Below are 23,261 nucleotides of genomic sequence, written 5' to 3'. Positions count from 1 at the left end.
GATGACATACCCCAGCGTGAATTCTTCGGAAACCGGGAACCGGATGGTGACGGAGGCCGGTGGGCTCAGTCGCCGAAGTCGTCGGCCGCGGGCTCGAAGACGATCTCGAGATCGACCTCGAACGACTCCCCGGGCTCCACGATCCGGCCGGCCTTCCCGCGATCCGGACCGGCGGCGTGACTCGGCCAACAGGTGCCGGGTTCGATGCCGAGGGCGTACGACCCCGCGGCCGTGCTCCGCCACACCGTGAGGAACGGCAACTGCTCCGGCCGGAACCGGACCGTGACCGTGCCGGCCTCGCCCGACAGGGTCGCGATGGACCAGCCGTCGGGCCCGGCGACCGCGTCGAGGGCGTCGACCTGCTCGTCGGCAGCCGGTTCGGGCTCGCCGATCACCCGCCGCCAGCCACCGGCGTCCGGGCGTTCGGACCCCGCCTCGCCGGGGACGTCGGCCTCGGCCGCCACGACGGCGCCGCCGTGCAGCACCGGCCAGCCGAGGTTCACGTGGTAGAGCAGGCGCACCGGCTCGGCGACGAACCCCTCGTTCCGGACGACGTCGTGCAGACGGATCCGCGCGACGCCGACCTCGGCTCGGATGCTGCGGGTCACCGTGAGGTTCTGTTGGAAGACGGCGCCCTCGCGGAGCAGGCCGTCGACGAGGAGCTCGTACCGGCCCGCCGCGGTCCATCGCCCCTCGCGGCGGGTGAGGGTCGCCGGGATGCGATGCGCCCGACCGTGCATCCCGCCGTCCGCCTCCGCGGCCACACCGACGGCGGTGAGCCCGCAGGTCGTCAGCAGACCGCCCTGCCAGCGACGGGCCCAGCTCTCGGCCTGCGGAGCGGTCGTCGGCGCGACGAAGGACACGACCTCGCCGTTCCAGGAGGCCTCGCCGAGGTCGAGGAACTGGTCGACCTCGACCGTGACCTCGAGTCCGCCGAGGTGGCGCAGTTCGATCTGGCGCCGGCCCGTCGACGGCCCGTCGTCGACGCGGACGGCACGCGGAGCCCACGCACGCTCGACGGCACCGGATCGGGCTTCGACGAAGCGTCGACGCCGGGCGCCCCACACGGCGTCGCGGTCGGCCTGGTCGTCGGGCGTCTGTTCGGGCGGCGTCGTCGTCATGGCGGGTCCTCGGGTCGGTGTGGTCGGGTCGAACGGTTCGGCGGGTGGGGCCGGCTCAGAGGGCGGTGTAGCCGCCGTCGATGACGAGGCTCTGGCCCGTGAGGTACGAGGAGGCGTCGGAAGCGAGCAGCAGGACGAGCCCGTGGAGGTCCTCCGGCTGCCCCATCCGGCCCGCCGGGATGTCCGCGGTCCACTCGGCGGCGAGGTCGGGGTTCGCCTCGGTGAACTCGCGGGTCATGTCGGAGAGGAAGTACCCGGGGGCGATCGCGTTGACCCGGACGCCGGAGGGTGCCCACTCGACCGCGAGTGACGACGCGAGGTGGCTGACCGCCGCCTTCGAGGCGTTGTAGGAGGCCTGGAACTGCGGCTGGTTCACGATGAACGCCGACATCGACGAGATGAAGACGGCCGAGGCGGGCCGGCCCGCGGCGATGGCTCGACGGGCGAAGGACTGCGCGGCGAAGAAGGTGCCGTCGAGGTTCACGGCGAGCACCTTCCGCCAGGTGTCCGCCGGCACGTCGACGCTGTCGCCCCAGATGGTGATGCCCGCCGCGGTCACGAGCAGCGACGGCGCGCCGAGCGCGGCCTCGGCAGCGGCGAAGGCGGCCTCGACGGCGGTGGCGTCGGTGACGTCGACCGGGTGCGCCGAGGTGCGGACGCCGTACTCGGAAGCCAGCCGCTCGGCCGACTCGTGGACGGTCGGCAGCAGGTCGAGCAGCGCCACATGGACGCCCTGCGCGGCGAGCGCCGTGGCGATCGAGTAGCCGAGCCCGCGGGCCCCGCCGGTGATGACGGCCGTGCGGCCGTGGAGGTCAGAGAACATGTGCGGTCCTTCGATCGGGGCGGGCTGGTGGAGGTGTCATCGAGCGACGCGAGTCGCTCAGATCTCCTGGTCGGTGGGCAGGATGACGAGGTCGCGGATGGTGACGTGCCGGGGTCTCGTGAGCATGAAGAGCACGGCGTCGGCGACGTCCTCGGAACGGATGCCGGTGCGTGCGGCGATCTGGTCCTCCACCCCGGAAGCCCCCTCGGCGATCCCCCACAGCTCGTTGAGCACGACGCCAGGGGCGACCGCGCCCATCCGCACCCCGGATCCGACGAGGTTCCGCCGGGTGGTGTGGACGAACGACTGCATGGCGTGCTTCGTCGCGGAGTAGACGGGCTCCCAGTGGATGTCCTGGTGCCCGGACACCGAGCTCGTCACCAGGACGTCGCCCGCGCCCTGTTCGACGAGGTGCGGCAGCGCTGCGCGAACCGTCGCCATCGCTCCGAGGACGTTGACGCCGACGAGCTCCTCGATCGCGGTCATCGGGGTGTCGACGACGTCACCGCCGACGTAGAGGCCCGCGTTGGCGAGGACGATGTCGAGACGTCCGAAGGCGGCGAGCGCCAGGGCGACGGCCTGCTCGGACACGGCGGGGTCGGCGAGGTCACCCGCCAGGAAGACGCTCGGAGTCGGCAGGGCGTCGGCGACGCCCGAGAGTCGCTCGGTGGAGCGTCCCACGAGCACCGTGCGCACCCCGGCAGCGGCGAGCGCCTGGGCGTACGAGCGGCCGATGCCCGAGGACGCTCCGGTGATGATCGCGACCTGCCCGGTGAGGTCGATGGCGCTGGTCGACTGGCTCATGTCGTGGTCCTTCCGTGCGCCGTCCCGGCGCGGTCGGTCGTGGATTCCTGCGCGGCCAGCGCGGCTCGACGCAGCAGTTCATCGGGTCTCGTGTCGATGCGGGCGACGGCCTCGTCGCTCAGGTACACCGGCCCGCCGGCGGCGAGTGCTCCGAGGACCACCTGGGCGACCTTCACGGCCATCTCGGTGATCCGGACGACCTCGGCCGCACTCGATCCGAGGGCGAACATCCCGTGGTTCTGCAGGTACACGACCTTCGGCACCCGGCCGGTCGTGGCGAGCTGCTCGCGCAGCATGCGGCGGACCGTGCGGGCGAGCTCGAGCCCGGGGTCGACGTAGGGCACGAGCAGCGGATCGGTGCCGAGGACCACGATCTGGTCGGGGAAGAGCGAACCGCGGGTCAGGGCGTCGGCCGACGGCGAGCAGAGCAGCGCGTTGACCGGCACGGGATGGGTGTGGCCGACCGCGACGACGCCGGGCAGGTCGAGGCAGACGGCGTGGAGGATCGCCTCCACCGAGGGGCGCCGACCGTTCCCCGCGAGGGCCGCGGCATCGAACAGCGCGGCCACCTCGGCGTCCCCGCCCGCGTGCGAGTCGACGAGGTCGAGCACCGGTCCGATCGCGAGACGGACCGCGTCCTCGGCGGTCGCCTCGGCCATGGACGCGCCGCTGGCCTTCACGAGCATCGCCGGATCACCGTCGTCGGGCAGGAGCAGGGAGGTGTTGCCCTCCGCCAGGAGCGCCCACGCCCGATCGGGACGGCCGAGGTCGCGCGAGAAGGCGACGAAGCGGTCGAGGAGGTCCGTCTCGGTCTCCGGCTGGTCGGTGCGGTCGGTCATGTCGGTGTCCGCTCATGGTCGTGGTCGTGGTCGTCCTGGCCGTGCCGGTAGACCGCGTCGAGCGACGGCGCGTGACCGGCCGCGACGAGCTGCACGGCCAGGTTGCCGAGCGCCGAAGCCTCCGCCGGACCGGCGGTGACCGGAAGACCGGTCCGTGCCGCCGTGCGGGCGCACAGGAGCCGGTTGCGCGATCCGCCGCCGACGATGCGGACGGAACGGATCGCTACCCCGGTGATCGCCTCGCAGGCCCGGACCGTCTCGGCGTAGGCGACCGCGAGGCTCTCGACCACGCTGCGCACGGTGTCGCTCCGTCCGCTCGGTGGACGCTGTCCGGTCTCCCGGCAGAGCGTCGCGATGCGTTCCGGCATGTCACCCGGGACGAGCAGCCGTGGGTCGGCGACGTCGAACACCGCGGGCCTGACGTCCTCGTCCGTCTCCGCCTCCGCCGTTGCCGCCGACACGAGTTCGACGAGGTCGACCGCGCTCCCGTCCTCCGCGGACCAGGCGCGGGCGCACTCCGTGAGCAGCCACATCCCCGCCAGGTTGCGGAGGAGCAGGGAGGATCCGGAGACACCGGCCTCGTTCGTGAAGCCGGCGGTCCGCGCGTGCTCGGTGAGCACCGGCGCCGGCAGACATACCCCGACGAGGGACCAGCTGCCACTCGAGACGAGGAGCTCCGCACCGTCCGGACGGGCGAAGGCGAGCGCGGACGCGGTGTCGTGCTCCGCGACGCGGTGGACGGGGATCGGCACGCTCGACCCGAGACGCGCGGTGACCTCCGGCGTCGTCGGGTCGACGACCGTCCCCGGTGCGACCACCGGCGGGAAGTCGAAGCCGTCGAGACCCCAGCGACGGATCAGCTCCGCCGCCCAGTCGCCGGTGCCCTGATCGAGCAACTGCGTCGTCGAGGCGATCGTGCGCTCCGCTCCGACGACGCCGGTGAGCAGCCACACCCAGAGGTCCGGGACGAGCAACACGGTCGGGCGATCGCCGTCGGCTCGGCGCGCGTCGAGCTCCTCGGCGCGGGACCGCAGCTGGTACGAGGTGTTGATGGTCTGCTCCAGCACGCCGGTCATCGCGTAGGCCGTCGCTGCGTCGACGAGCACAGCGGCGCGGGCCGGTCCATCGGCGTCGGCGCCGCGGTGATGCGGCACGGTCGGGAACGCCGTTCCGGTGCCGACGCCCACGAGTGCGATGTCCACGCCCCAGCTGTCGACCCCGATCCCGTCGAGCACACCGCCCGCGGCCGCTGCGATCCGGACGGCCTCCGCGAGCCCGACGAGGGTCTCCTCGAACAGGTGCTCCGCATCCCACCGGAGTCGACCGTCCTGCGTGATCGGGCCGTTCGGGAACCGGTGCACCTCGGTGAGCTCCAAGCGGCCGTCGGCCCAGCGCCCGAGCATGACGCGACCGCTCGACGCACCGAGGTCTACGGCGGCATGGAAGCGTGGAACGGCCTGATCGATCATGGCGTCGTCGCCTCGTCGCGTGGCGGCGTGGCCGGTTCGCTCAGCGGCGTCGTCGGGTCGGGGTCCTGGACGGCGACCGGTGTCGTCAGCGCCTCGAGGGAGGTGAGGATGGTCGTCGCGCTCGACACGGCGAGCGCACCCCAGGCGGCGGCAGACGCGACCGCCGCCGCCGGGTCGTCCCGTCCGTCCTCGCCGTGGAGTCCGACGAGGAATCCGGCCAACGAGGCGTCGCCGGCACCGGCCGTGTTCACGACCGTGGCTGCGACGTGCGCGTGCCACAGGCCCGCCGCGGTGCGGAGGAGCGCCCCGTCGGCCCCCATGCTCACGTAGACGAGGTCGCAGCCGGCACGGTGCAGTTCGTCGGCGGCGGAGGCGACATCGCCGATCGTCAGCAGCTCACGGCCGGTGAGCTCGGCGAGCTCGTGCGCGTTCGGTTTGAGCAGGTGGACGAGGTCGAGGTTCGCGACGGCGGTCTCGAGCGCCGCACCCGCGGTGTCGACGGCCACGCGCGCTCCCCGGTCACCCGCCTGCCGGAGCAACTGGAGGATGTCGACGAGGCCGGTGCCGCCCTGGACCGCCGGGATCGTGCCGGAGAGGACGAGCCAGTCCGCGCCGATCCGGTCGATCTCGGCCCCGGCGGTCGCGACGACGGCGGCCCAGTCCTCGGCGCGCAGCGGGATCGCCGGTTCGTTGACCTTGGTCGTCCCGGTCGCGGCGTCGAGGATGGTCGTGTTCACCCGCGTCCGACCGTCGGTCGGGACCACGGCGAGCAACGTCCGGAGTGCCGGGTCGTCGGCGAGGATCCGTCCGTCCGCACCCATCGGCACTACTGCACGGACCGGGAGCGGCGAGAGGGTGACCGCCCGCGCGACGTTGACGCCCTTGCCGCTCAGCTCGGTGGACACGCCCACCGCCCGGTTGACGTCGCCGAGTCGCAGCCCGTCGACGCGGTAGGTCTGGTCGATCGCGGCCGCCGGCGTGACCGTCACGATGCCGCTCATGCGTCCGCCCCGACCGTCTCGACGCGGACGCCGGTCGCGAGGAGGGCGGCGAGGGTCGGTTCGTCGACGCCGTGATGCACCACCGCCACGTCGAGGCGGGCGGCCGGGACGGAGGCCGCGAGGCCGTCGGCACCGAACGTCGCCGGGTCGCCCAGGAGGATCGTCGTGGACGCCAGCTCGACCGCCGACGCGACGACCGCCGCCTCCTCCGGCGAGGCGTGGAGCAGTCGGCCGTCCGCGGAGACACCGAGCGCCTCGACGACCGCGACGTCGAGGCGGAGGCCGGCGAGCTGCTCGCGCGCCCAGGCGCCGGTGAGGACGCCGCGCCCGTCCGCCGTCCCGCCGACGAGGTGGACGACGGCCGATTCCTCGGCAGCGACCGCGGCCATCGCCACCGGCACCGAACCGGTCACGATGATGGTCCCGGCAGTCGCCGCGAGGCCTGCGGCGAGCGCCTCGCAGGCGGACCCCGCGCCGAGGAAGACCGCTGAGCCCGGGTCGACCAGGGTCAGCGCCCGCGCGGCGAGCGCACCGGACACCCCGGAGTCCTGGCCCGGGTCGAGGTCGACCCGCACCGCACCGCCGTGCGCGCGTCGGAGGCGTCCGTCGAGTTCGAGGACGCGGAGGTCGCGTCGGATCGTCTCCTCGGTCACGCCGAGGTCCACTGCGAGCACGCCGACCTCGACCCGCCCGTCCTGGTCGAGTCGGGTGAGGATCTCCCGACGCCGGTCGTCCACCGGGCTGGACGTGGCCGTCCCGCGGCCGCCGACGGACGCGCTCATCGTTCCACCCCGGCACGGTCGTCGCGTTCGGACGCCGGACCGTCGGGGCTCGACTCCTCGGCCCGTCGTCGCCACCAGGGGCCGAGGGCCTCGACGAGCTCGTCGAACGCGTGTCCGACCCCGGCCCAGTACGCGGCCGAGGCGTCCGTCGGCAGGACGGCGGGTGCGTGTCGGACGACGTCGTGCTGGGCCTGTTCCACCGACGGCAGGAGTCCGGTGGCGACCCCGGCGACGATCGCAGCGCCGAGGGCTCCGGCCTCCTCCGAGTCAACGACCGTCACGGGCGCTCGAAGCGCGTTGGCCACGAGTTGCACGTACAGTGGCGACCGCGCGAGGCCGCCGCCGAGGACGATCGGCTCGTCCCACCGGAACCGTTCGCCGAGCGCACGGGTGTGCCAGCGGTGCATGAGCACGATGCCCTCGAGGGCTCCGCGCAGCACATGCGCCCGGGTGTGCCAGTCGCGGACGCCGGCGAGGGTGGCCGAGGCTTCGGCGCCGAGCGGCGAGTCCGATTGGAAGGGCAGGATGAGCGGCACCTGCTCCTCCGGAGGGAGTGCTGCGGCCTCGGCGATCAGCTCGTCACGGCCTGTGGCGTCGGTCACGCCCAGGAGCCGGAGCGTCCAGTCGAAGGAGGGCGATGCCGTCGCCGACGTGGACATCGCGATCCGCAGGTCCGGGGTGATCGAGAGGCGGGACTGCCACCGCGGGTCCACGTCGGGCTGGGTCGTCGTCACGCCGTTGGTGCTGAACGAGCCGGCCACGAGGGCGAGCCGCCCGGGGACGAGTGCTCCCATGCCGATCGACGAGGCCTGCACGTCGTGGAGTCCCGACACGACCGGTGTCCCGGCGACGAGGCCCGTGACCGCGGCGGCCTCCGGCAGCACCGACCCGACGATCGTGCCGCTCGGGTTGATCGTCGGCAGCAGGCGGAGCAGCTCGGCGGGCAGGCCGTAGGCGTCGAGGACCTCGGCGCTCCAGGTGGCGGTCCCGACGTCCAGGAAGGAGGCGCAGGCGTCGGAGTAGTCGGTGGAGATCTCGCCGGTGAGCCGCAGGCGGACCACATCCTTGCAGAAGAGCATCGCGTCTGCCTGCTCCACACGCTCCGGGTCGTGGCGGAGCAACCAGCGGAGGAGGTTGCCGGGGGCGCCCGGCGTCGGCAGCTGTCCGGAGCGTTCGAGCACCACGCGCAGCCGGTCCGGGTCAGCCGCGAGTTCGGCGGCCTCGACGTGCGCCCGGGAGTCCATCGCCGTGATGGCCGGGCCGACCGGCGCTCCCGCGGCGGTCACGAGGTGCAGGCCGTCGCCGTGGCCGGTGATCCCGACGGCGGCGACCAGGGTCGGGTCGACACCCGAGGTCGCCATCACCTCCGACACCGCATCGGCGACCGCGGCCCACAGGGCGTCCTGCGAGCGCTCGGCGTGCCGGGCGACCGGGCGGTCGACGGGGCTCGCGCGCCGAGCGACCGCGACCGGCAGCAACCGCTCGTCGTGCAGGACGGCCTTGACGGCGGTCTGCCCGACGTCGATCCCGAGCAGGAACCGCGACCCCGACTCGTGGGGTGCGCTGTGCGGCCCGTGCTCAGCCATCGGCGGCCCTCCGTTCGTCGTCATCGTCGTCGTCGGGTGTGCCCGATCATGTTGATCTTTGCACCTATCCCACCGAATCGGAAGGGATTCCGGACAGATTCGGATACGCTGGCCAGACCGGACGGAGCAGTCATGTACCCAGCAGAGCGTCACGCCGCGATCCTCGCGGGTGCCCGCGACGGCGACGGCGCCCTGTCGGTCGCCGAGCTGAGCAGCCGACTCGGCGTCACGCCGGAGACCATCCGTCGCGACCTCGCGGTGCTCGAGCGACAGGGGCTCATCCGCCGCCACCACGGTGGCGCGGTCCTCGCCCGGCGACCCGCGTTCGAGCCCAGCCTCCAACGACGCCGCGAGGGCGAGCGCATCGAGCGCGCCGCCGTCGCCCGGCTCGTCGTCGAGCAGCTCCCCGAGGAAGGAGTCGTCCTCCTCGACTCCGGTGCGATGACCCTCGAGGTCGCCGCGCTCCTCCCCCACGCCAGCCGACTCCTCGTGGTGACGAACAGCCTGCCGATCGTCGCCCTGCTCGGTGGCCGGCCGCGCCTCACCGTGCTCGCCCTGCCCGGGCGGGTCCGCGCCGTCACCCAGGCGACCGTCGGCGCGTGGACCGTCGAACGGCTGTCGGGGCTCCACGCCGACGTCGCCGTCCTCGGCGCCAACGGGGTGGGGCTCACCTCGGGCGCCACGACGACGCTGCCGGAGGAGGCCGAGGTGAAGCGGGCGATGCTCGGTATCTCCAGACGACGCATCCTCGCCGTCACCGCCGCGAAGTTCGCCACCACCTCGTTCCACCGGGCCGCGGGACTCGACGAGTTCGATCAGATCGTGACCGACGACGGGCTCGACCCGGACACCGTCGACGCGCTCGCCGAGAGCGGTCCAGAGCTGCTGCTGGCCACCACCTGACCATCCCCACCGGCACCGGGTCGATCATCCCGCGTGCACCCCGAGAGGAACCACCATGACGCTCGTCTCCACCGCTGCGCTCCTCGACGCGCAGCGCGCCGTGCTCGCCTTCAACGTCATCCAGCTCGAACACGGCGAGGCCATCCTCCGCGGCGCGGAGCTCGCGGGCCGGGGCGTCATCCTGCAGGTGTCCGAGAACGCGGCGAGGTACCACGGCGGCCTCGCGCCGATCGGGCTCGCGAGCCTGGAGCTCGCCCGCGAGGCCGGCATCGCGACCGCCGTGCACCTCGACCACGCCGAGGACGAGACGCTCGTCGAGGAGGCGGTGCGGCTCGGATTCACCTCGGTCATGTTCGATGCAGCGACCCTCCCCGACGAGGAGAACCGAGATCGCACCGCAGCGGTCGCCCGCTCAGCCCAGGCGCAGGGCGTATGGGTCGAGGCGGAACTCGGAGCGATCGGGGGGAAGGGCGGCGCACACACGCCCGGCGTCCGGACCGACCCCGGTGAAGCCGCGGCGTTCGTCGCGGGCACCGGCGTCGACGGCCTCGCGGTCGCGGTCGGCAGCTCGCACGCGATGACGTCGCGGAGCGCGACCCTGGACTTCGGCCTCATCCGCGAACTCGCGGCAGCCGTCCCCGTCCCGCTCGTCCTGCACGGTTCGAGCGGCGTGAGCGACGAGGACCTCGTGCGGGCGGTGGACGCGGGCATGCGCAAGATCAACATCTCGACCCACATCAACGGCGTCTTCACCCGAGCCGTCCGTGAGCGCCTCGACGCGGACCCGTCACTCGTCGACCCGCGGAAGTACCTCGGCCCGGCACGCGACGCCGTCGCCGCCGAGGTCGCGCGGCTCCTCACCCTCGTCGCATAGGACTCGTCGCCGACCCGACCGTCAGTCGATCGAGTCGTTCACAACCAGTGGACGATGTCCGGGTCCAGGCAGACCCCGCCGAGGCCCTCGGTGGTGGTGACGCCGTCCGCGAACCGGATCACCACCGCCTGTCCCTCCATACGCACGTACTCGGCCCGGAGCCCGAGTCGGAACGGGACGTCGGTCGACGCGGCGGCCGCACGGCTCGCGCGTTCGGGGACCGCGATGACCAGGCGGTGGGCTCGCCCCGCTGCATCGACGACCTCGGCCTCGATCCGTCCCGGAGCATCGTCGGACAGCCGGCGCACCGCGGTCGCCGCGACGATCACCTGGGTCATGTCGCGATTCTCGCACCCCGTGGAGGGTGGCGTCGAGGCGGAGCTGCCGGACGCAGCGCGACGGCGCCGGAGCTCGATGCTCCGACGCCGTCGCGGTCTGGTTGTGCGGGGTGGCCAGCAGGCCTAGCCGCACTTGGACTGGTAGACGGCATCCTTCGCGTCGCCGTCGACGTTGTCCTTGGTGATGATGGTGAAGCCGGTCTCGATCTTGGCCTCGACCTTGTCACCGTTCAGAGCGGCGATCGCCTGGGCGACGCCGTCCTTGCCGATGGTGGCCGGCTCCTGAGCGACGAGCGCCTGGACGGTGCCCTCCTTCAGCTGCTTGACCTGGGCGGGACCTGCGTCGAACCCGACGATGGTGACCGAGTCCTCCTTGCCGGCCTGCTTGACACCGGTCGCGGAACCTTCGGCCGCGAACAGGTTCGCTGCGAAGATGCCCACGATGTCGGGGTCCTTCTGGAGCGCCGCGGTCACGATCTCGGCAGCCGTGGACGGCTCGTTGTGGCTGTACTGCACGCCGAGGTCGGTGAACTTGTCATCGCCCTTCACCGCTTCCTGGAAGCCCTCGGCACGGGCGTCCGTGGTCGAGATGCCGGGGTCGACCGAGACCACGAGGACCTTGCCGCCCTCGGGGTGCGCTTCCTTGATCGCGTCGAACGCCGCAGCGCCGCCGCCCTTGTTGTCGCTCGAGATCTGCGAGACCGCGAACGACGGGTCGTCGACGGTGGTGTCGACGAGGACGACCTTGATGCCCGCGTCGGCCGCAGCCTTCAGGGGGGCCTCCATGGCCTTCACGTCGGTCGGAGCGACGAGGATCGCGTCCGGCTTCGAGGCGACGACCGAGTCGACGAGCGGCTTCTGCAGCGTCGGGTCGAACTTCTCCGGACCCTGGGTCGTGACCGTCGCGCCGGCATCCTTCGCCGCCGATTCGATACCGCACTGCATCGAGATGTAGAACTCGTCGCCTGCGACGCCCTGGATGAACGCGATCTTGTAGCCGTCGGAACCTGCGCCTGCGCTGCTGCCGCCCGAGCTCGCGCCACCGGAACAGCCGGTGAGCATGAGGCCTGCCGACGCGCCGAGCGCGAGGACTCCGAGAACTGACTTCTTCCACTTCATTGTGATTACCCGTTTCTCTTGAACTTCTGGACTACTGGGATGGTGCGGGGGGGTGTTGATCTGTGTAAGGGGCTACTTCTTCTTCCTGCTGACGAGGGCTTCGCCTGGTGGACGCCGCCTGGTTGATCAGCAGCTCTATTTCTTCTTCCTGCTGACGAGGGCTCGCCAGAAGCTGGTGGATCCACCGCGGGCTGCGGAGGAACGGCGGACCTGGTCGACGTAGACGGCCAGGATGAGGACGGCGCCGACCGCGACCTGCTGCCAGAACGGCTGCACGCCGGTGATGACGAAGCCGTTCTGGAGGACGGCGGGGATGAACAGACCGACGACGGTGCCGAAGATCGTCCCGTAGCCACCGAAGAGCGAGGTGCCACCGATGACGACCGCGGCGATGACGTTCAGGTTCGTCTGCGACTGACCGGCGATCGCGGTGGTGCCGAACTGCGACAGCGACAGGATGCCGGCGAGACCCGCGAGGCCTCCGGAGATCGCGTAGATGCGGATGAGGTGACGGTCGACCTTCACGCCGACGCGTCGTGCCGCCTCCTCGCTCGATCCGACCGCGTAGGTGTACAGGCCGAACTTCGTCTTGTGGAGGATGAGCGCACCGATGATGACGACGACGAGGGCGATGACCGAGATGATCGGGACTGCGCCGAAGATGTTGCCGTACCCGATGGAGTCGGTGAGGACCGACGGCACCTCGCGGATGTCGACACCGCCGGTGAGGATCTGGGCGAGGCCGAGCGCCATGCCGAGGCTACCGAGGGTGACGATCAGCGGCGGCACCTTCGCCTTCGAGATGAGGATGCCGTTGAACGTCCCCCAGAGGATGCCGACGCCGATCGAGACGATGATGCCGACGATCGCGGTCCCCCAGTCGTCGCCGCCCATGGCCCGCATCGTCGTCGCGGACACGACACCCGAGAAGACGAGGACGGATCCGATCGAGAGGTCGATGCCGGAGGTGATGATGACGTAGGTCATGCCGACGCCGAGCACCGCGAGGATCGAGGCGTTCTGCACGACGAGCCGCAGGTTGGACAGCTGCGCGAAGGTGTCGGGCGCGATCGCGGAGAAGATCGCGATGACGACGAGGAGGACGATGAAGATCTGGAAGGCCTGGGCCTTGAAGAGCTTCCTGATCGGGGTCTCCCGATCCTTGGCCGTCTCGATGGCGGTCGTCTCCGGCCCCATCTCGGCCTGCTTCACCGCGCTCATGCGACGTTCCTCGTGCTGGCACCGGTCATGAGACCGACGAGTTCTTCCATGTTCGTGTCCTTCGTGTCGACCGTCGCCGCGCGGTGGCCGAGCCGCAGCACCTGCACGCGGTCGGACACCTCCATGACGTGCGGCATCGAGTGGCTGATGAAGACGACCGCGATGCCCTTGTCGCGCACCCGGCGGATCGTCTCGAGCACGTTCTTCGTCTGGCGGACGCCGAGGGCGGCCGTCGGTTCGTCGAGGAAGACGACCTTGTTGGCCCAGTGCACCGCGCGGGCGATGGCGATCGCCTGGCGCTGCCCACCGGACATCGCGCCCACCGGGTCGGTGAGCGAGCGGACTGTCGCGCCGAGTTCGTCGAAGGCGTGACGCGACTGCTTGCTCATCTCCTTGACGTTCATGAGGCCGAGCAGCCCGCCGAGGCCAGGCCGCATGATCTCGCGGCCGAGGTAGACGTTCTGCACGGGATCGAGGTGGGGCGCGAGTGCGAGGTCCTGGTAGACCGTCTCGATGCCGAGCGCGCTCGACTGCATGGGCGAGGTGAGGGTGATCGGTTCGCCTTCGAACTTGATCACGCCGCTGTCGACCGCGAGGTTGCCGGAGAGGGCTTTGACCAGGGTGGACTTGCCCGCCCCGTTGTCGCCGATGAGGGCGGTGACCTCGCCGGGGTAGACCTCGAAGTCCGCTTCGTCGAGGGCGCGGACGTGCCCGAACTGCCGGGTGAGGCCTCTGGCCTCCAAGACGGGAGTCGTCATGTCGTTCTCGTTCCTTTCCAGCCGGCCCCGGTGGACGGGTCCGGCGTGTGGTGGCTGTCGTACCGCCGTTCGGGGCGGTGGTGTGTGGTGAGCTGCTGCGTGATCGTGGGTCCTGCGTCGAGGGGTGGCGTCATCGGATGCCTCCCGATGCGAGGGTCGCCGGCCAGCCCGCACCGGGGCCGGCGGCGAGCACGGTGGCCGAGCCGCTGACGGTCCAGGGCCCGAACCCGGCCGGGACGGCGAAGACCTCTCCGGCGGAGAACTCGACGGCCTCGGCGCCGGTCTCAGAGACCAGTGCGCCTGCGCCGGTGAGCGCGAGGGCCACCGAGAAGCCGGCGACCACGGGCGCGCTGCCGTCGGTGCCGGGCGCCACGGCAAAGAGCTGGAAGTAGGGGTCGGCGGCCTCGGGCAACAGCGACACCGGCGCGTCCGTCCGGGCGTCGAGGTCGTGCAGCACGACGAGGTGTTCGATCTCGGACTGCGGGAGTGCCGTCGTCGACACCGCGCCCATCACGGTCTCGAATCCGAGGCCGAGGTGGGACTCGTCGCGCGTCGAGGTCGTGACCGACCACTCGAGGAGGATGGAGAGGTCGGTCGGTTCCTGCACCTCCGCGAGGAAGATGCCGCCGTCGATCGCGTGGGCCGTGCCGGCCGGGACGAGGATGCCCATGCCGCGCTCGACGACGATCCGGTTCATGTGCGACAGCATCCACTCGCTGTCCTGGGCGTCGCGACGACGGTCGAGTTCGTCGGGGTCGACGTCCTCGCTCCATCCGAGGTGGACGGCCGAACCGGGCTCGGCGTCGAGGATGAACCAGGCTTCCGTCTTGCCGTAGGCGCAGTCGAGGTGGGAGGCGGCGAACGCTCGATCCGGGTGGACGTGGACGGGGAGCCGCTGACGGGCGTCGAGCAGCTTGACGAGGATGCCGGTGTCGGCGGCGTCGGTGCCGTGATCCTGTCCCGCCCCGGTCCACTGCTCCGGGTCGGCCGCGACGAGGTCGCGGAGGAGGACGCCGTCGACGGTGCGGGCGAGGCCGATGGCACCGCCGGGCTCCTGGTCGGCGCGGCTCACGGTCGCCCCGAGCCACTCCTCCGGCTGGAACTCGCTCTGCTGCTCGATGCCGCGCAAGCCGGCGATGCGGTCACCGCCGCGGTAGAAGTGCTCGATGAGGTTCGGCGCGAGTCGCGTCGGCTGGGCGAGCCTCGTGGGCTGGGTCGTGCTCATGCTGCTGGTCCTCCGACCATGCTCGTGGTGGACGCGGTGCGCGCGTCCACGGTGTGACGCTGTGCCGGGCCGGGGATCTCTCCGGAACCACGCGACACCAGGGAGGTCGGGACGACCCACTCGCGCGGCTCGTCGGCCGGTGATTCGCGCAGTTCGAGGAGTCGTTCGATGGCGGCGGTCCCGATGACGAACGGATCCTGGTTGATGCAGCTGACGGCCGGTCGCAGGACGTCGGCGAGGGTGAAGTCGCCGAACGCGATGTGCGCCGTCCCCTCCCGCCCGATGCGGTGCAGGGAGGTCGTCAGGCCGATCGCCGCCTTCGCGTTCGACGCGAAGAACGCGGTGGGCGGGTCCTCGAGTCCGAGCAGGCGCTCCGTCTCGGCGGCGTAGTCGAGCGAGCCGTCGATGGTCCAGGAGACGAGCGACGGGTCGAGGTCGATCCCCGCCTCGGCGAGGACGTCGGTGTAGCCCTGGTAGCGCCGACGGATGGTGAGGAAGCGTTCGTCCCGGTCGTAGAAGGCGATGCGGGTGTGGCCGAGCTCGACGAACTGGCGGATCGCGAGCTGGGTGGCGGCGTAGTCGTCGACCACGACGCTGTCGAAGGCGGCGAGCGGACGGTCGACGGCCACGACGGGCGTCACGTTCCGGAACGCCTCGAGGTAGGGCAGCTCCGCGGCGACCGGGGCGATGATGACGCCGGCGACCTGGTGGCCGGCGATGAACCCGGTGAGCTGGTCGCGCTCGCGCCCCTCGTCGAGCCCGGTGCTCGCCACGAGGACGCTGAGGCCCTCCTTGAGCGCGCGGGCCTCGATGGCGCTCACGAGCGAGGCGAAGAACGGGTCGGCGAGCGAGTCGATGAGGACGCCGATCGCGCCGCCGGTGCCGGACTTCAGGGAGCGGGCGGCCGTGTTGGGCACGTACCCGAGGCGATCGATCGCCTCGAGCACGCGGCTTCGGGTCTCGGGGTGGACGGACGGTTCGCCGTTCACCACCCGCGAGACGGTCTTGATGCTGACGCCGGACTGCGCAGCCACATCCTTGATCCCGGGCGGCCGCATCAGCGGGTCCCCCTGACGGGAAGCGGAACGGGTCGGACGTCGCAGCCGGTCCGGAGCGACGGGACGTGCGCACGTGTCCGGATCGGACTGGTCGCGGTGATCGCGGGGTTGCAGGTGCCCATGGGCTCCACCTCCTGACAGCGTTGTCATCGGTCGGGGTGGTGCAGCTGCAGAACCCCGTCGTTCCTTCGTGGGCCTATACTGACCGCAGACCGACAACGTTGTCAAGCAACGTTGTCTGAAAGAGATCAAATTCATTTGGAACTCGCATTGAAGAGGCGTTCAGACCCCTCGGATGCGGGTCGCCACCCCGGAATCATCGAGGAGTCAGCGTGATCGTCGTCGTCGCAGGAGCAGCCGGAAGCGGCAAGACCACCCTCGGACGTGAGCTCGCCCGAGCCCTCCGACTCCCGCTCCTCGACCTCGACACCATCACCAATCCGTTGCTCGACGGTCTCGGTGCGGTGAGCGATCCCGATGGCGCCGAACCGCTCCACTGGAACGACGCGAAGCTGCGCCCGACCATGCGCCCGGCACGGTACGCGGCCCTCCGAGCGGTCCTCGCCGACCAACGCGGCAGTGGTGTCGGCGCGGTACTCGTGGCACCCTTCACCGCGGAGCTCCGTGGCGGCGCCGAATGGAACGCGCTCGTCGAGGCGGCCGGGGTCGTCCCGAAGGTCGTCTGGCTGCACGCCGATGCCGCCACGCTCGCGGCTCGCCGGGCCGAACGAGGTGCCGAGCGGGACACACACATCGTGGACCCGTCGACCGACACCCCACCCGCCATCGAGCACCTGTCGATCGAAGCCGCGTTGCCCACCTCGCAGCAGCTCGCCGCCGTCCAACGCGCGCTCGGTCTCGGACGGACCATCGAGGCCTCCGCCCCGATCTTCGACCAGGTCTTCGCCGCCGGGCTCTTCGACCTCGACGGGACCCTCATCGACTCGACGCCGGCGGTGAACCGGTCGTGGGCGCAGCTCGCCCGCGAGTACGGCCTCGAGGGCGACCTGCTCGCCGCGGGACACGGCCAGCCCGCCGCCCAGGTGCTCGCCGCGATCTTCCCGCCCGAGCAGGTCGCCGGAGCGCTCGCACGGATCATCGAGATCGAGGCCGACGAGGTCGCCGACGTCATCGCGCTCCCGGGGGCGGCGGAGGCTCTGGCAGCGCTCGGCGACGACGCGAAGGCGATCGTCACGAGTGGCACGAGGCTCATCGCCGGCAACCGGATCGCGGCCGCCGGCCTCGTGCGGCCGGAGGTCGTCGTGACCTTCGACGACGTCACGAAGGGCAAGCCGGACCCCGAACCGTTCCTGCTCGGCCGCACCCGGCTGGGCTTGGAGTCGCAGTCGTGCGTCGTGTTCGAGGACGCACCGGCCGGGCTCGCCGCAGCGCGCGCCGCCGGCTGCTGGACGGTCGGCATTGCGGGTACGCACGAGGCGCACGAACTCGATGCGGACCTCGTGATCGACGGCCTCTTCCAACTGCGGCTCGAGCCGGTCGCCGAGGGTGGGTTCCGACTCGTCCCGGCGTCGCTCGGCTGAGCGGCACCCCGATCCGGGCGCCTGTCGACGGGCCTCCGAACACGTCCTCGATCGCGACGACTCCTCCGCGCCGACGGTTCGTTCTCCACCGTCGCTTCGGGCGGCTGCGAGCCTCCCCCTTGTCTTGCATCTGAAATAACACTGCTAACATATCGACTGCCATGTCGACCGTTACAGACGCTCCCTCCCGCCGATCCCTCCGCCCGCTCTCCGCACTGGTCCTCGCCGCGGTGTGGTTCGCGCTGTGGTGCCTGACCCCGGGCATCACCGACCGAGGCCCCGTGCGTCTCGTGGTGCGAGAGGACACCCTCGTGGTGTTCCTCGAGTCCCTGATCGCCGGCCTCCTGGTGATCGCCATCGCCATCCTGCAGCGCACCCACACCCGTGAACTCTTCGCACCGTCTCGGCAGCGATTCCTGTACGTCATCCCGGTCGTGCTCGCACTCGCGTTGCCGTTGCACTACGAGCTCGAGTTCCCCGTGCTGCTCTACATCTTCTGGATGACCGTCTCGGTGTTCTGGCAGGACTACCTGACCTTCGGACTCCTGCAACGCCATCTCGCCGCGCGCTTGCCGTCGCGCATGGTCATCCCCGCCGTCGCCGTCCTGTTCGCCCTCGGACACGTCATCCTGCTGCCCGACAAATTCGGGATCGTCCCGAACCCACTCCCGGCACTGAGCATGCTCGCGCTCGGACTCCTGCTCGCGTGGCTCCGTCGCCGGTTCACGACGATGCACCTCATCCTGACGCTGCACCTGTCGTTCTACTTCGTCTTCGCGTGAGGTCAGGCCGCACGTCCCTTCTGCACCACTCCTCGACAACCGCGGAGACTCGTTCCCTGAGCCTGTCGAAGGGCCCCCGAGCAACCTCCCCCACCGCACGCCGGCACCGCGGGCACTCGGTGCCTGAGCTTGTCGAAGGGCGCCCCAAACACCCTTCCCCACCGCACCACGACAGACTCCGCGACCGCGTCACCGCCGTTCCCTGAGCTTGTCGAAGGGCCCACGAACAGCCTTCCCCACCGCACCTCGACAGACTCCGCGACCGCGCCCCCGCCGGTCCCCGAGCTCGTCGAAGGGCCCTCGAACAACCTCCCCCACCGCACCTCGGCAGGCTCGGCGGACGCGTCATCGCCGGTCTCTGAACCTGTCGAAGGGGGCCCTGAGGAAGTATCAATTGTCGGATAAATGGGCTGATCAGCGGCTGATTCGGTAACCGTTCGAATGTCAGTGGTCCGTGTTTGGATGGACCCGTGACCAGCACCGCACCGAACCCACTCGCCGCCGCCGCGGCGGGGTTCGATGCGGTCTGGCAGGGCGCGCTCGACGCGATCCGTCCAGGCGCCTGTGTCGCGGAACAGCTCGAGAACATGAACGACGAAGCGATCCTCCGGGTCCTGGACGAACTCGGCGCCGTGCAGCACGCGGTCGAGGTCCTCGCCGCGCGCGTCACCGGCGCGATCGCGTTGCGGCCGTCGCCTACCCGCCGCGACGGCACCCTCGTGCGCGCCGCCGGTTACGCCAACCCTGGCGTCATGGTGTCCGAGCGGTGGCGGGTGGCACGCGCCCGAGGCGCGGCGATCGCGGAGGTCGGTGCCGCGATCACGCAGCCCCGCGGGCTGCTCGGCGAGTTGGAGGAATGTCCGTTCCCGGCGATCACCTCCGCCCTCGAACCGGCCGCCAGTCCCGAGTCATCGAACACCGACGCAGTCCCGGATGACACCCACCCGTCAAGCGATGGCGGCACACCCAAAGCACCCCTCAGCGTGGATGGTGCTGCGGTCATCGTCCGGGAGCTCCGCAACGCGGGCCGCATCTGCAGCAGAGGCGAACTGCAAGCGGCGTCGGTGATCGCGGTCGAGCACGCCGCCCACGCGCCACTGCAGGACGTCACCCGCATCGCGAAACTCGTCCGCACCCGCCTCGACCAAGACGGCCGCGAACCCCGCGACGAACTCCTCCGCCGAGCAGAACGCTGCACCATCCACGAACTCCCCACCGGCATGACCCTCCTCCGCGCCGAACTCGCCCCAGAAAGCGCCGCCTTCATCCGCGCCGGCCTCGACGCCCTCATCGGCGCCACCACCCGCAAACCCCACTTCACCCACCCCGACACGGCCGACCCCGCCGACCAACCCGACGGATCCGGGAAACCCATGCCCGACGGGCCGTCACTCATCCCCATCGACCGACGCCGCGCCATCGCCCTCACCGAGACCTTCCGCCACCTGGCCGGCTGCAACGCCGCCGCCACCGAACTCACCCCCGTCACCGTCATCATCCGCACCGACCACGACACCCTCGAAACCGGTCTCGGCACCACCACCATCGACGGCATCGACGAACCCATCGGCCCCGGCGCCCTCCGCCGCCTCGCCGCCGACGCCAACCTCATCCCCATGATCCTCGGCGGCCCAACCCAGGTCCTCGACCTCGGCACCAGCACCCGCCTCTTCACCCGCGGACAAAAACTCGCCCTCGCCGAACGCGACGGCGGCTGCGCCTGGACCGGCTGCACCCACCCACCATCCTTCACCGAAGCCCACCACATCACCTGGTGGTCCCAAGGCGGCCCCACCAACCTCGACAACGGCATCCTCCTCTGCCCCTTCCACCACCACCGCATCCACGACGACCACTGGACCATCACCATCCAAAACGGCATCCCCTGGTTCATCCCACCCAGCCACATCGACCGACACCAAACCCCCATCCGAGGCGGACGAATCCACCTCGCCGCCTGAACCCGGGGCACCCCTCTGCCTCCGCACACGCCTACCCTTCGACCAGCTCAAGGACCGAAACGGGAACCCAGCACACCCGGACACGCTCAGGGAACGACGCCGTATTCGACAACCCGGCCATCCCGGTCCCTGAGCCTGTCGAAGGGCACACGAACAGCCGCCACACCCGCCCTTCGACAAGCTCAGGGACCGAGACAGGACACCATGACGCCTCGACACGCATGCCAACCGAACGCAGGCTCCGCATCCGGGGCGCCGGTCCCTGAGCCTGTCGAAGGGCCCACGACGAACCGTCATACCTGCCCTTCGACAAGCTCAGGGACCGAGACAGGACACCATGACGTCTCGACACGCACGCCAGCCGAACGCAGGCTCCGCATCCGGGGCGCCGGTCCCTGAGCCTGTCGAAGGGCACACGAACAGCCTTCGAACCTGCCCTTCGACAAGCTCAGGGACCGAGACGGGAACCACCAGCACTCGAGGACGGGGACGACTCAGCGACCGAGCGCCCCCTCAACCGGCCGCAGGGACGACGAGGCACCGTCCCGCCGCCGCAAGGGTCACCCCGCGGCGACGACCTCTTCCACCGCCACCCGCGCACCGACGTTCGCCAGCCGTGCTCGCGCCGCGATGAACGCCTTGCGTAGCCGCGCGTCCGATCCGAGGTCGCCGAACACGACCTCCAGGTCCAGGAACGCCCCGGGGCGCTCCGCCTCCTGCGCGACCGCCGCCTGCAATTCGGCCAACCGCCGGTCGACCGGGGCAAGCTCCTGCCCGTCGTCACCGACGCCCTCGATGAATCGACTCCACGCCGCGAGCACGAGCGCCGAACGCGCGATCCCGCCGCCGGTCCGCAACTGCTCACGGACGACCGGGAGCAGGAACTTCGGGATGCGCTCAGAACCGTCCACGATCTGCCGCGCCAAGGTGTCCTTGATCGCCTCACTGCCGAACCGGCGCATCAGCTCCGCGCAGTACGCGTCGATGTCGATCCCCGGGACCGGCGCCAGCGTCGGACGCGCCTCCTCATGCATGTACCCGAGGAGGAACCGCGAGAACAGCTCGTCGCGGCAGACGTCGTGCACGTACGTCTCCCCCGCCAGCAGCCCGAGGTAGCTCATCGCCTGGTGGGAGGCGTTCAACAACCGGAGCTTCATCAGCTCATAGGGCTCGACGTCCTCCACGAGCTGCACGCCCACCTGCTCGTACGGCGGACGGCCGTCCGAGAAGGCGTCCTCGAGCACCCACTGCTCGAACGATTCCGAGAGCACCGGCCAGCGGTCGTCGATCCCGAACCGCTCGGAGACGAACGCGCGCTGCTCGTCCGTCGTCGCCGGCGTGATGCGGTCCACCATCGAGTTCGGGAACCGCACCTCGGCACCGATCCAGGCGGCGAGCGGCGGGTCGATGCGCTCGGCGAAGGCGAGGATCGCCGTCCGGGCGACGTGCCCGTTGCCCTGGATGTTGTCGCAGGACATGACCGTGAACGGGACCGCACCGGCGTCGCGTCGGGCACGGAGGGCCGCCGTGATGAAGCCGAGTGGGCTCTGCGGCAGCGCGCCCGACGGCAGACCGTCGAGGTCCGCGAGCGTCGCACCGTCACTCGGCTCGAACGCGCCGGTCGCGTCGTTCACCCCGTAGCCGCCCTCGGTGATCGTGAGCGACACGATCCGCGTCGACGGATCGCTCACCCGCGCGAGGACCGCTTCCGGGTCGTCGGGAGCGAACAGGTACTCGACGATCGACCCGACGACGCGCGCCTCGACCTCGCCGTCCGGACTCGTCGTCACGAGCGTGTAGAGCCGGTCCTGAGCGCCGAGCGCGTCCCGCATGGCAGCGTCACCGGGCAGTGTGCCGACGCCGACGAGCCCCCAGGACGCGTGTTCGTCGCCGGGGAGCCCGAGTACGCGGTCGACGAACATCGCCCCGTGCGCACGATGGAAGGCGCCGACTCCGAAATGGACGATGCCGGGTCGGATGGCCGAGCGGTCGTAGGCGGGGACGGCCACGTGCTCATCGAGAGCGGTGAGGGTGGCGTCGGAGAGCTGGGTCATGTGGTGCCTTCTCGTCGGTGAGCGGGTTCCGGGTGGTGCAGGTCGAGGGTGGTGCGGGTCGAGGGTGCTGAGGCTGAGGGTGGATCAGACGCCGTGGGTGGACTCGGTCTCCACCGGCGTCGACGCGTCGAGCGTGACGATGCGGGTGGCGCGCTGCTTGGTCGCGTCGACCAGGCGGGCGTTCGGCTCGTCGACGCCGAGCACCCAGGCTTCGGCCTCGTCGCGCGGGTGTCCGTGACCGAGGCGTCGGGCGATGAGTCGGTCGCGGCGGACCTCGTCGTCCACGTCGACGTACCAGGACTCGTCGAGATGCGCGGCGACACCCTGCCAGCCGTGGTCGTCGAACAGGAGGTAGTTGCCCTCCGTGATCACGAGCGGCACCTCGGGGCGGACCAGGACGGCACTGCCGATCGACGCCTCGAGCGAGCGGTCGAACCGGGGTGCGTAGATCGGCGTGCCCGGTGAATCGGCGGTGCGCCCGGCACGGGCGAGGCGGGACAGCAGTGCGATGTAGCCGTCGACGTCGAAGGTGTCGGGCGCGCCCTTGCGGTCGCGTCGCCCGAGGCGGACGAGCTCGGCGTTGTCGAGGTGGAAGCCGTCCATCCCGACGATGACGGCCTGGTCGCCGAGCGCCGCGGCGATCGCGTCGCTCACGGTGGACTTGCCCGCTCCGGGCGCACCGACGATCCCGAGGATCCGGCGGGACCCGGTGGCGGCGAGCGAACGGGCGTGATCGATGAGGCCGTCGAGGTCGACGAAGCCATCGAGGCCGGTCCCGGCGGTGGTCGTCGTGCCGCTCATCGTGATGCCTGACCTCTCCTGGATGCCGACCGGTCGCGATCGCGCCGTCGCCCGACTCACGGTAGGTCCAGGGGATGCGTGTGTCAACACCGGATGTCACCGGTGTCATGATCTGTTGGTGAAATCCATGTCACGGGTGACACGACCGTCATTCCGTGGTTATGATGCTCCCGACCCGGTGCACCGACGCACGGGCCTCAT

General features: G+C 71.0%; 21 protein-coding genes. 5 read left to right on the top strand and 16 right to left on the bottom strand.

The genetic code is table 11. From position 1 onward, the window contains the following. Window positions 1-65: 65 nt before the first annotated feature. From ITJ66_RS17530 to ITJ66_RS17495, 8 genes are read right to left on the bottom strand one after another with little or no spacing between them, the layout of a single operon-like run. On the bottom strand, window positions 66-1,121 hold the full coding sequence (locus ITJ66_RS17530) for a DUF4432 family protein (RefSeq protein ID WP_194645462.1): 1,056 nt from the start codon (window positions 1,119-1,121) through the stop codon (window positions 66-68). A 55-nt stretch (window positions 1,122-1,176) separates the two neighbouring features. Continuing rightward, window positions 1,177-1,944, bottom strand: coding sequence for an SDR family oxidoreductase (locus tag ITJ66_RS17525; protein WP_194645461.1), 768 nt, complete (start codon window positions 1,942-1,944; stop codon window positions 1,177-1,179). A 57-nt stretch (window positions 1,945-2,001) separates the two neighbouring features. Beyond that, window positions 2,002-2,748 carry an SDR family oxidoreductase gene (locus ITJ66_RS17520; RefSeq protein WP_194645460.1) on the bottom strand — a complete coding sequence of 249 codons (747 nt, stop codon included), beginning with the start codon at window positions 2,746-2,748 and terminating at the stop codon, window positions 2,002-2,004. Continuing rightward, window positions 2,745-3,587, bottom strand: a complete 843-nt coding sequence (locus tag ITJ66_RS17515; protein ID WP_194645459.1) for a class II aldolase/adducin family protein — start codon at window positions 3,585-3,587, stop codon at window positions 2,745-2,747. Before ITJ66_RS17515 ends, ITJ66_RS17520 begins: the two co-directional genes overlap by 4 nt. After that, a complete protein-coding gene (locus tag ITJ66_RS17510) occupies window positions 3,584-5,056 on the bottom strand; it encodes a rhamnulokinase family protein (RefSeq protein ID WP_194645458.1) in 1,473 nt (490 codons plus the stop codon). The genes ITJ66_RS17515 and ITJ66_RS17510 overlap by 4 nt, the downstream gene beginning before the upstream one ends. Next, complete coding sequence (locus ITJ66_RS17505; protein WP_194645457.1) at window positions 5,053-6,057, bottom strand: 1-phosphofructokinase family hexose kinase; 1,005 nt, start codon at window positions 6,055-6,057, stop codon at window positions 5,053-5,055. The genes ITJ66_RS17510 and ITJ66_RS17505 overlap by 4 nt, the downstream gene beginning before the upstream one ends. Further along, the gene (locus ITJ66_RS17500) at window positions 6,054-6,839 is read right to left on the bottom strand and encodes a DeoR/GlpR family DNA-binding transcription regulator (protein WP_194645456.1); all 786 of its coding nucleotides are present in this window, start codon (window positions 6,837-6,839) and stop codon (window positions 6,054-6,056) included. Before ITJ66_RS17500 ends, ITJ66_RS17505 begins: the two co-directional genes overlap by 4 nt. Further along, window positions 6,836-8,425, bottom strand: coding sequence for an FGGY-family carbohydrate kinase (locus tag ITJ66_RS17495; protein ID WP_194645455.1), 1,590 nt, complete (start codon window positions 8,423-8,425; stop codon window positions 6,836-6,838). Before ITJ66_RS17495 ends, ITJ66_RS17500 begins: the two co-directional genes overlap by 4 nt. 132 nt (window positions 8,426-8,557) lie before the next feature. Between ITJ66_RS17495 and ITJ66_RS17490 the strand changes: the two genes are divergently transcribed. Next, window positions 8,558-9,328 (top strand): DeoR/GlpR family DNA-binding transcription regulator, encoded by a 771-nt coding sequence (locus ITJ66_RS17490; protein ID WP_194645454.1) that lies wholly within the window; start codon window positions 8,558-8,560, stop codon window positions 9,326-9,328. Between the two features lie 55 nt (window positions 9,329-9,383). After that, entirely contained in the window at window positions 9,384-10,202 is an 819-nt protein-coding gene (locus ITJ66_RS17485) for a class II fructose-bisphosphate aldolase (protein WP_194645453.1), read from the top strand. 38 nt (window positions 10,203-10,240) lie between these two features. Here ITJ66_RS17485 and ITJ66_RS17480 read toward each other — a convergent pair whose 3' ends face one another. From ITJ66_RS17480 to ITJ66_RS17455, 6 genes are all read right to left on the bottom strand, one after another. Further along, the gene (locus ITJ66_RS17480; RefSeq protein WP_194645452.1) at window positions 10,241-10,540 is read right to left on the bottom strand and encodes a hypothetical protein; all 300 of its coding nucleotides are present in this window, start codon (window positions 10,538-10,540) and stop codon (window positions 10,241-10,243) included. Window positions 10,541-10,663: 123 nt separating this feature from the next. Continuing rightward, complete coding sequence (locus ITJ66_RS17475; RefSeq protein ID WP_056013014.1) at window positions 10,664-11,659, bottom strand: ABC transporter substrate-binding protein; 996 nt, start codon at window positions 11,657-11,659, stop codon at window positions 10,664-10,666. A gap of 135 nt (window positions 11,660-11,794) precedes the next feature. Beyond that, window positions 11,795-12,880 carry an ABC transporter permease gene (locus ITJ66_RS17470; RefSeq protein WP_085512287.1) on the bottom strand — a complete coding sequence of 362 codons (1,086 nt, stop codon included), beginning with the start codon at window positions 12,878-12,880 and terminating at the stop codon, window positions 11,795-11,797. Beyond that, on the bottom strand, window positions 12,877-13,638 hold the full coding sequence (locus tag ITJ66_RS17465; RefSeq protein ID WP_079707372.1) for an ATP-binding cassette domain-containing protein: 762 nt from the start codon (window positions 13,636-13,638) through the stop codon (window positions 12,877-12,879). The genes ITJ66_RS17470 and ITJ66_RS17465 overlap by 4 nt, the downstream gene beginning before the upstream one ends. 130 nt (window positions 13,639-13,768) lie before the next feature. Beyond that, the gene (locus ITJ66_RS17460) at window positions 13,769-14,863 is read right to left on the bottom strand and encodes a class I mannose-6-phosphate isomerase (protein WP_194645451.1); all 1,095 of its coding nucleotides are present in this window, start codon (window positions 14,861-14,863) and stop codon (window positions 13,769-13,771) included. After that, a complete protein-coding gene (locus ITJ66_RS17455; RefSeq protein ID WP_159879498.1) occupies window positions 14,860-15,897 on the bottom strand; it encodes a LacI family DNA-binding transcriptional regulator in 1,038 nt (345 codons plus the stop codon). The genes ITJ66_RS17460 and ITJ66_RS17455 overlap by 4 nt, the downstream gene beginning before the upstream one ends. 356 nt (window positions 15,898-16,253) lie before the next feature. Here ITJ66_RS17455 and ITJ66_RS20265 point away from each other — a divergent pair, with 356 nt between their 5' ends. From ITJ66_RS20265 to ITJ66_RS19915, 3 genes are all read left to right on the top strand, one after another. After that, entirely contained in the window at window positions 16,254-17,462 is a 1,209-nt protein-coding gene (locus ITJ66_RS20265; protein ID WP_194645450.1) for an HAD-IA family hydrolase, read from the top strand. Window positions 17,463-17,623: 161 nt separating this feature from the next. Further along, window positions 17,624-18,244 (top strand): type II CAAX prenyl endopeptidase Rce1 family protein, encoded by a 621-nt coding sequence (locus ITJ66_RS17445; RefSeq protein WP_194645449.1) that lies wholly within the window; start codon window positions 17,624-17,626, stop codon window positions 18,242-18,244. A 470-nt stretch (window positions 18,245-18,714) separates the two neighbouring features. Continuing rightward, a complete protein-coding gene (locus ITJ66_RS19915) occupies window positions 18,715-20,205 on the top strand; it encodes an HNH endonuclease signature motif containing protein (protein WP_194645448.1) in 1,491 nt (496 codons plus the stop codon). 560 nt (window positions 20,206-20,765) lie between these two features. Here ITJ66_RS19915 and ITJ66_RS17435 read toward each other — a convergent pair. Both ITJ66_RS17435 and ITJ66_RS17430 read right to left on the bottom strand, forming a co-directional pair. After that, window positions 20,766-22,259 (bottom strand): mannitol dehydrogenase family protein, encoded by a 1,494-nt coding sequence (locus ITJ66_RS17435; protein WP_192018460.1) that lies wholly within the window; start codon window positions 22,257-22,259, stop codon window positions 20,766-20,768. A gap of 84 nt (window positions 22,260-22,343) precedes the next feature. Continuing rightward, window positions 22,344-23,060, bottom strand: coding sequence for a nucleoside/nucleotide kinase family protein (locus tag ITJ66_RS17430; RefSeq protein WP_194645447.1), 717 nt, complete (start codon window positions 23,058-23,060; stop codon window positions 22,344-22,346). Window positions 23,061-23,261 lie beyond the last annotated feature (201 nt).

The sequence above is a fragment of the Plantibacter sp. VKM Ac-2885 genome, assembly GCF_015351205.1.
Classification (GTDB): domain Bacteria; phylum Actinomycetota; class Actinomycetes; order Actinomycetales; family Microbacteriaceae; genus Plantibacter; species Plantibacter auratus.
Note: the sequence above shows the minus strand (reverse complement) of the source record. Positions and strands in the feature narration are given on the sequence as shown.

What these genes read in the sequence shown, in the direction of transcription:
- ITJ66_RS17525 (WP_194645461.1), bottom strand. Translation starts at nt 1,944, where the DNA reads ATGTTCTCTGACCTCCACGGCCGCACGGCCGTCATCACCGGCGGGGCC.
- ITJ66_RS17470 (WP_085512287.1), bottom strand. Translation starts at nt 12,880, where the DNA reads ATGAGCGCGGTGAAGCAGGCCGAGATGGGGCCGGAGACGACCGCCATC.
- ITJ66_RS17505 (WP_194645457.1), bottom strand. Translation starts at nt 6,057, where the DNA reads ATGAGCGGCATCGTGACGGTCACGCCGGCGGCCGCGATCGACCAGACC.
- ITJ66_RS17515 (WP_194645459.1), bottom strand. Translation starts at nt 3,587, where the DNA reads ATGACCGACCGCACCGACCAGCCGGAGACCGAGACGGACCTCCTCGAC.
- ITJ66_RS17430 (WP_194645447.1), bottom strand. Translation starts at nt 23,060, where the DNA reads ATGAGCGGCACGACGACCACCGCCGGGACCGGCCTCGATGGCTTCGTC.
- ITJ66_RS17495 (WP_194645455.1), bottom strand. Translation starts at nt 8,425, where the DNA reads ATGGCTGAGCACGGGCCGCACAGCGCACCCCACGAGTCGGGGTCGCGG.
- ITJ66_RS17490 (WP_194645454.1), top strand. Translation starts at nt 8,558, where the DNA reads ATGTACCCAGCAGAGCGTCACGCCGCGATCCTCGCGGGTGCCCGCGAC.
- ITJ66_RS17435 (WP_192018460.1), bottom strand. Translation starts at nt 22,259, where the DNA reads ATGACCCAGCTCTCCGACGCCACCCTCACCGCTCTCGATGAGCACGTG.
- ITJ66_RS17530 (WP_194645462.1), bottom strand. Translation starts at nt 1,121, where the DNA reads ATGACGACGACGCCGCCCGAACAGACGCCCGACGACCAGGCCGACCGC.
- ITJ66_RS17510 (WP_194645458.1), bottom strand. Translation starts at nt 5,056, where the DNA reads ATGATCGATCAGGCCGTTCCACGCTTCCATGCCGCCGTAGACCTCGGT.
- ITJ66_RS17480 (WP_194645452.1), bottom strand. Translation starts at nt 10,540, where the DNA reads ATGACCCAGGTGATCGTCGCGGCGACCGCGGTGCGCCGGCTGTCCGAC.
- ITJ66_RS17485 (WP_194645453.1), top strand. Translation starts at nt 9,384, where the DNA reads ATGACGCTCGTCTCCACCGCTGCGCTCCTCGACGCGCAGCGCGCCGTG.
- ITJ66_RS17445 (WP_194645449.1), top strand. Translation starts at nt 17,624, where the DNA reads ATGTCGACCGTTACAGACGCTCCCTCCCGCCGATCCCTCCGCCCGCTC.
- ITJ66_RS17465 (WP_079707372.1), bottom strand. Translation starts at nt 13,638, where the DNA reads ATGACGACTCCCGTCTTGGAGGCCAGAGGCCTCACCCGGCAGTTCGGG.
- ITJ66_RS17500 (WP_194645456.1), bottom strand. Translation starts at nt 6,839, where the DNA reads ATGAGCGCGTCCGTCGGCGGCCGCGGGACGGCCACGTCCAGCCCGGTG.
- ITJ66_RS17475 (WP_056013014.1), bottom strand. Translation starts at nt 11,659, where the DNA reads ATGAAGTGGAAGAAGTCAGTTCTCGGAGTCCTCGCGCTCGGCGCGTCG.
- ITJ66_RS17460 (WP_194645451.1), bottom strand. Translation starts at nt 14,863, where the DNA reads ATGAGCACGACCCAGCCCACGAGGCTCGCCCAGCCGACGCGACTCGCG.
- ITJ66_RS17520 (WP_194645460.1), bottom strand. Translation starts at nt 2,748, where the DNA reads ATGAGCCAGTCGACCAGCGCCATCGACCTCACCGGGCAGGTCGCGATC.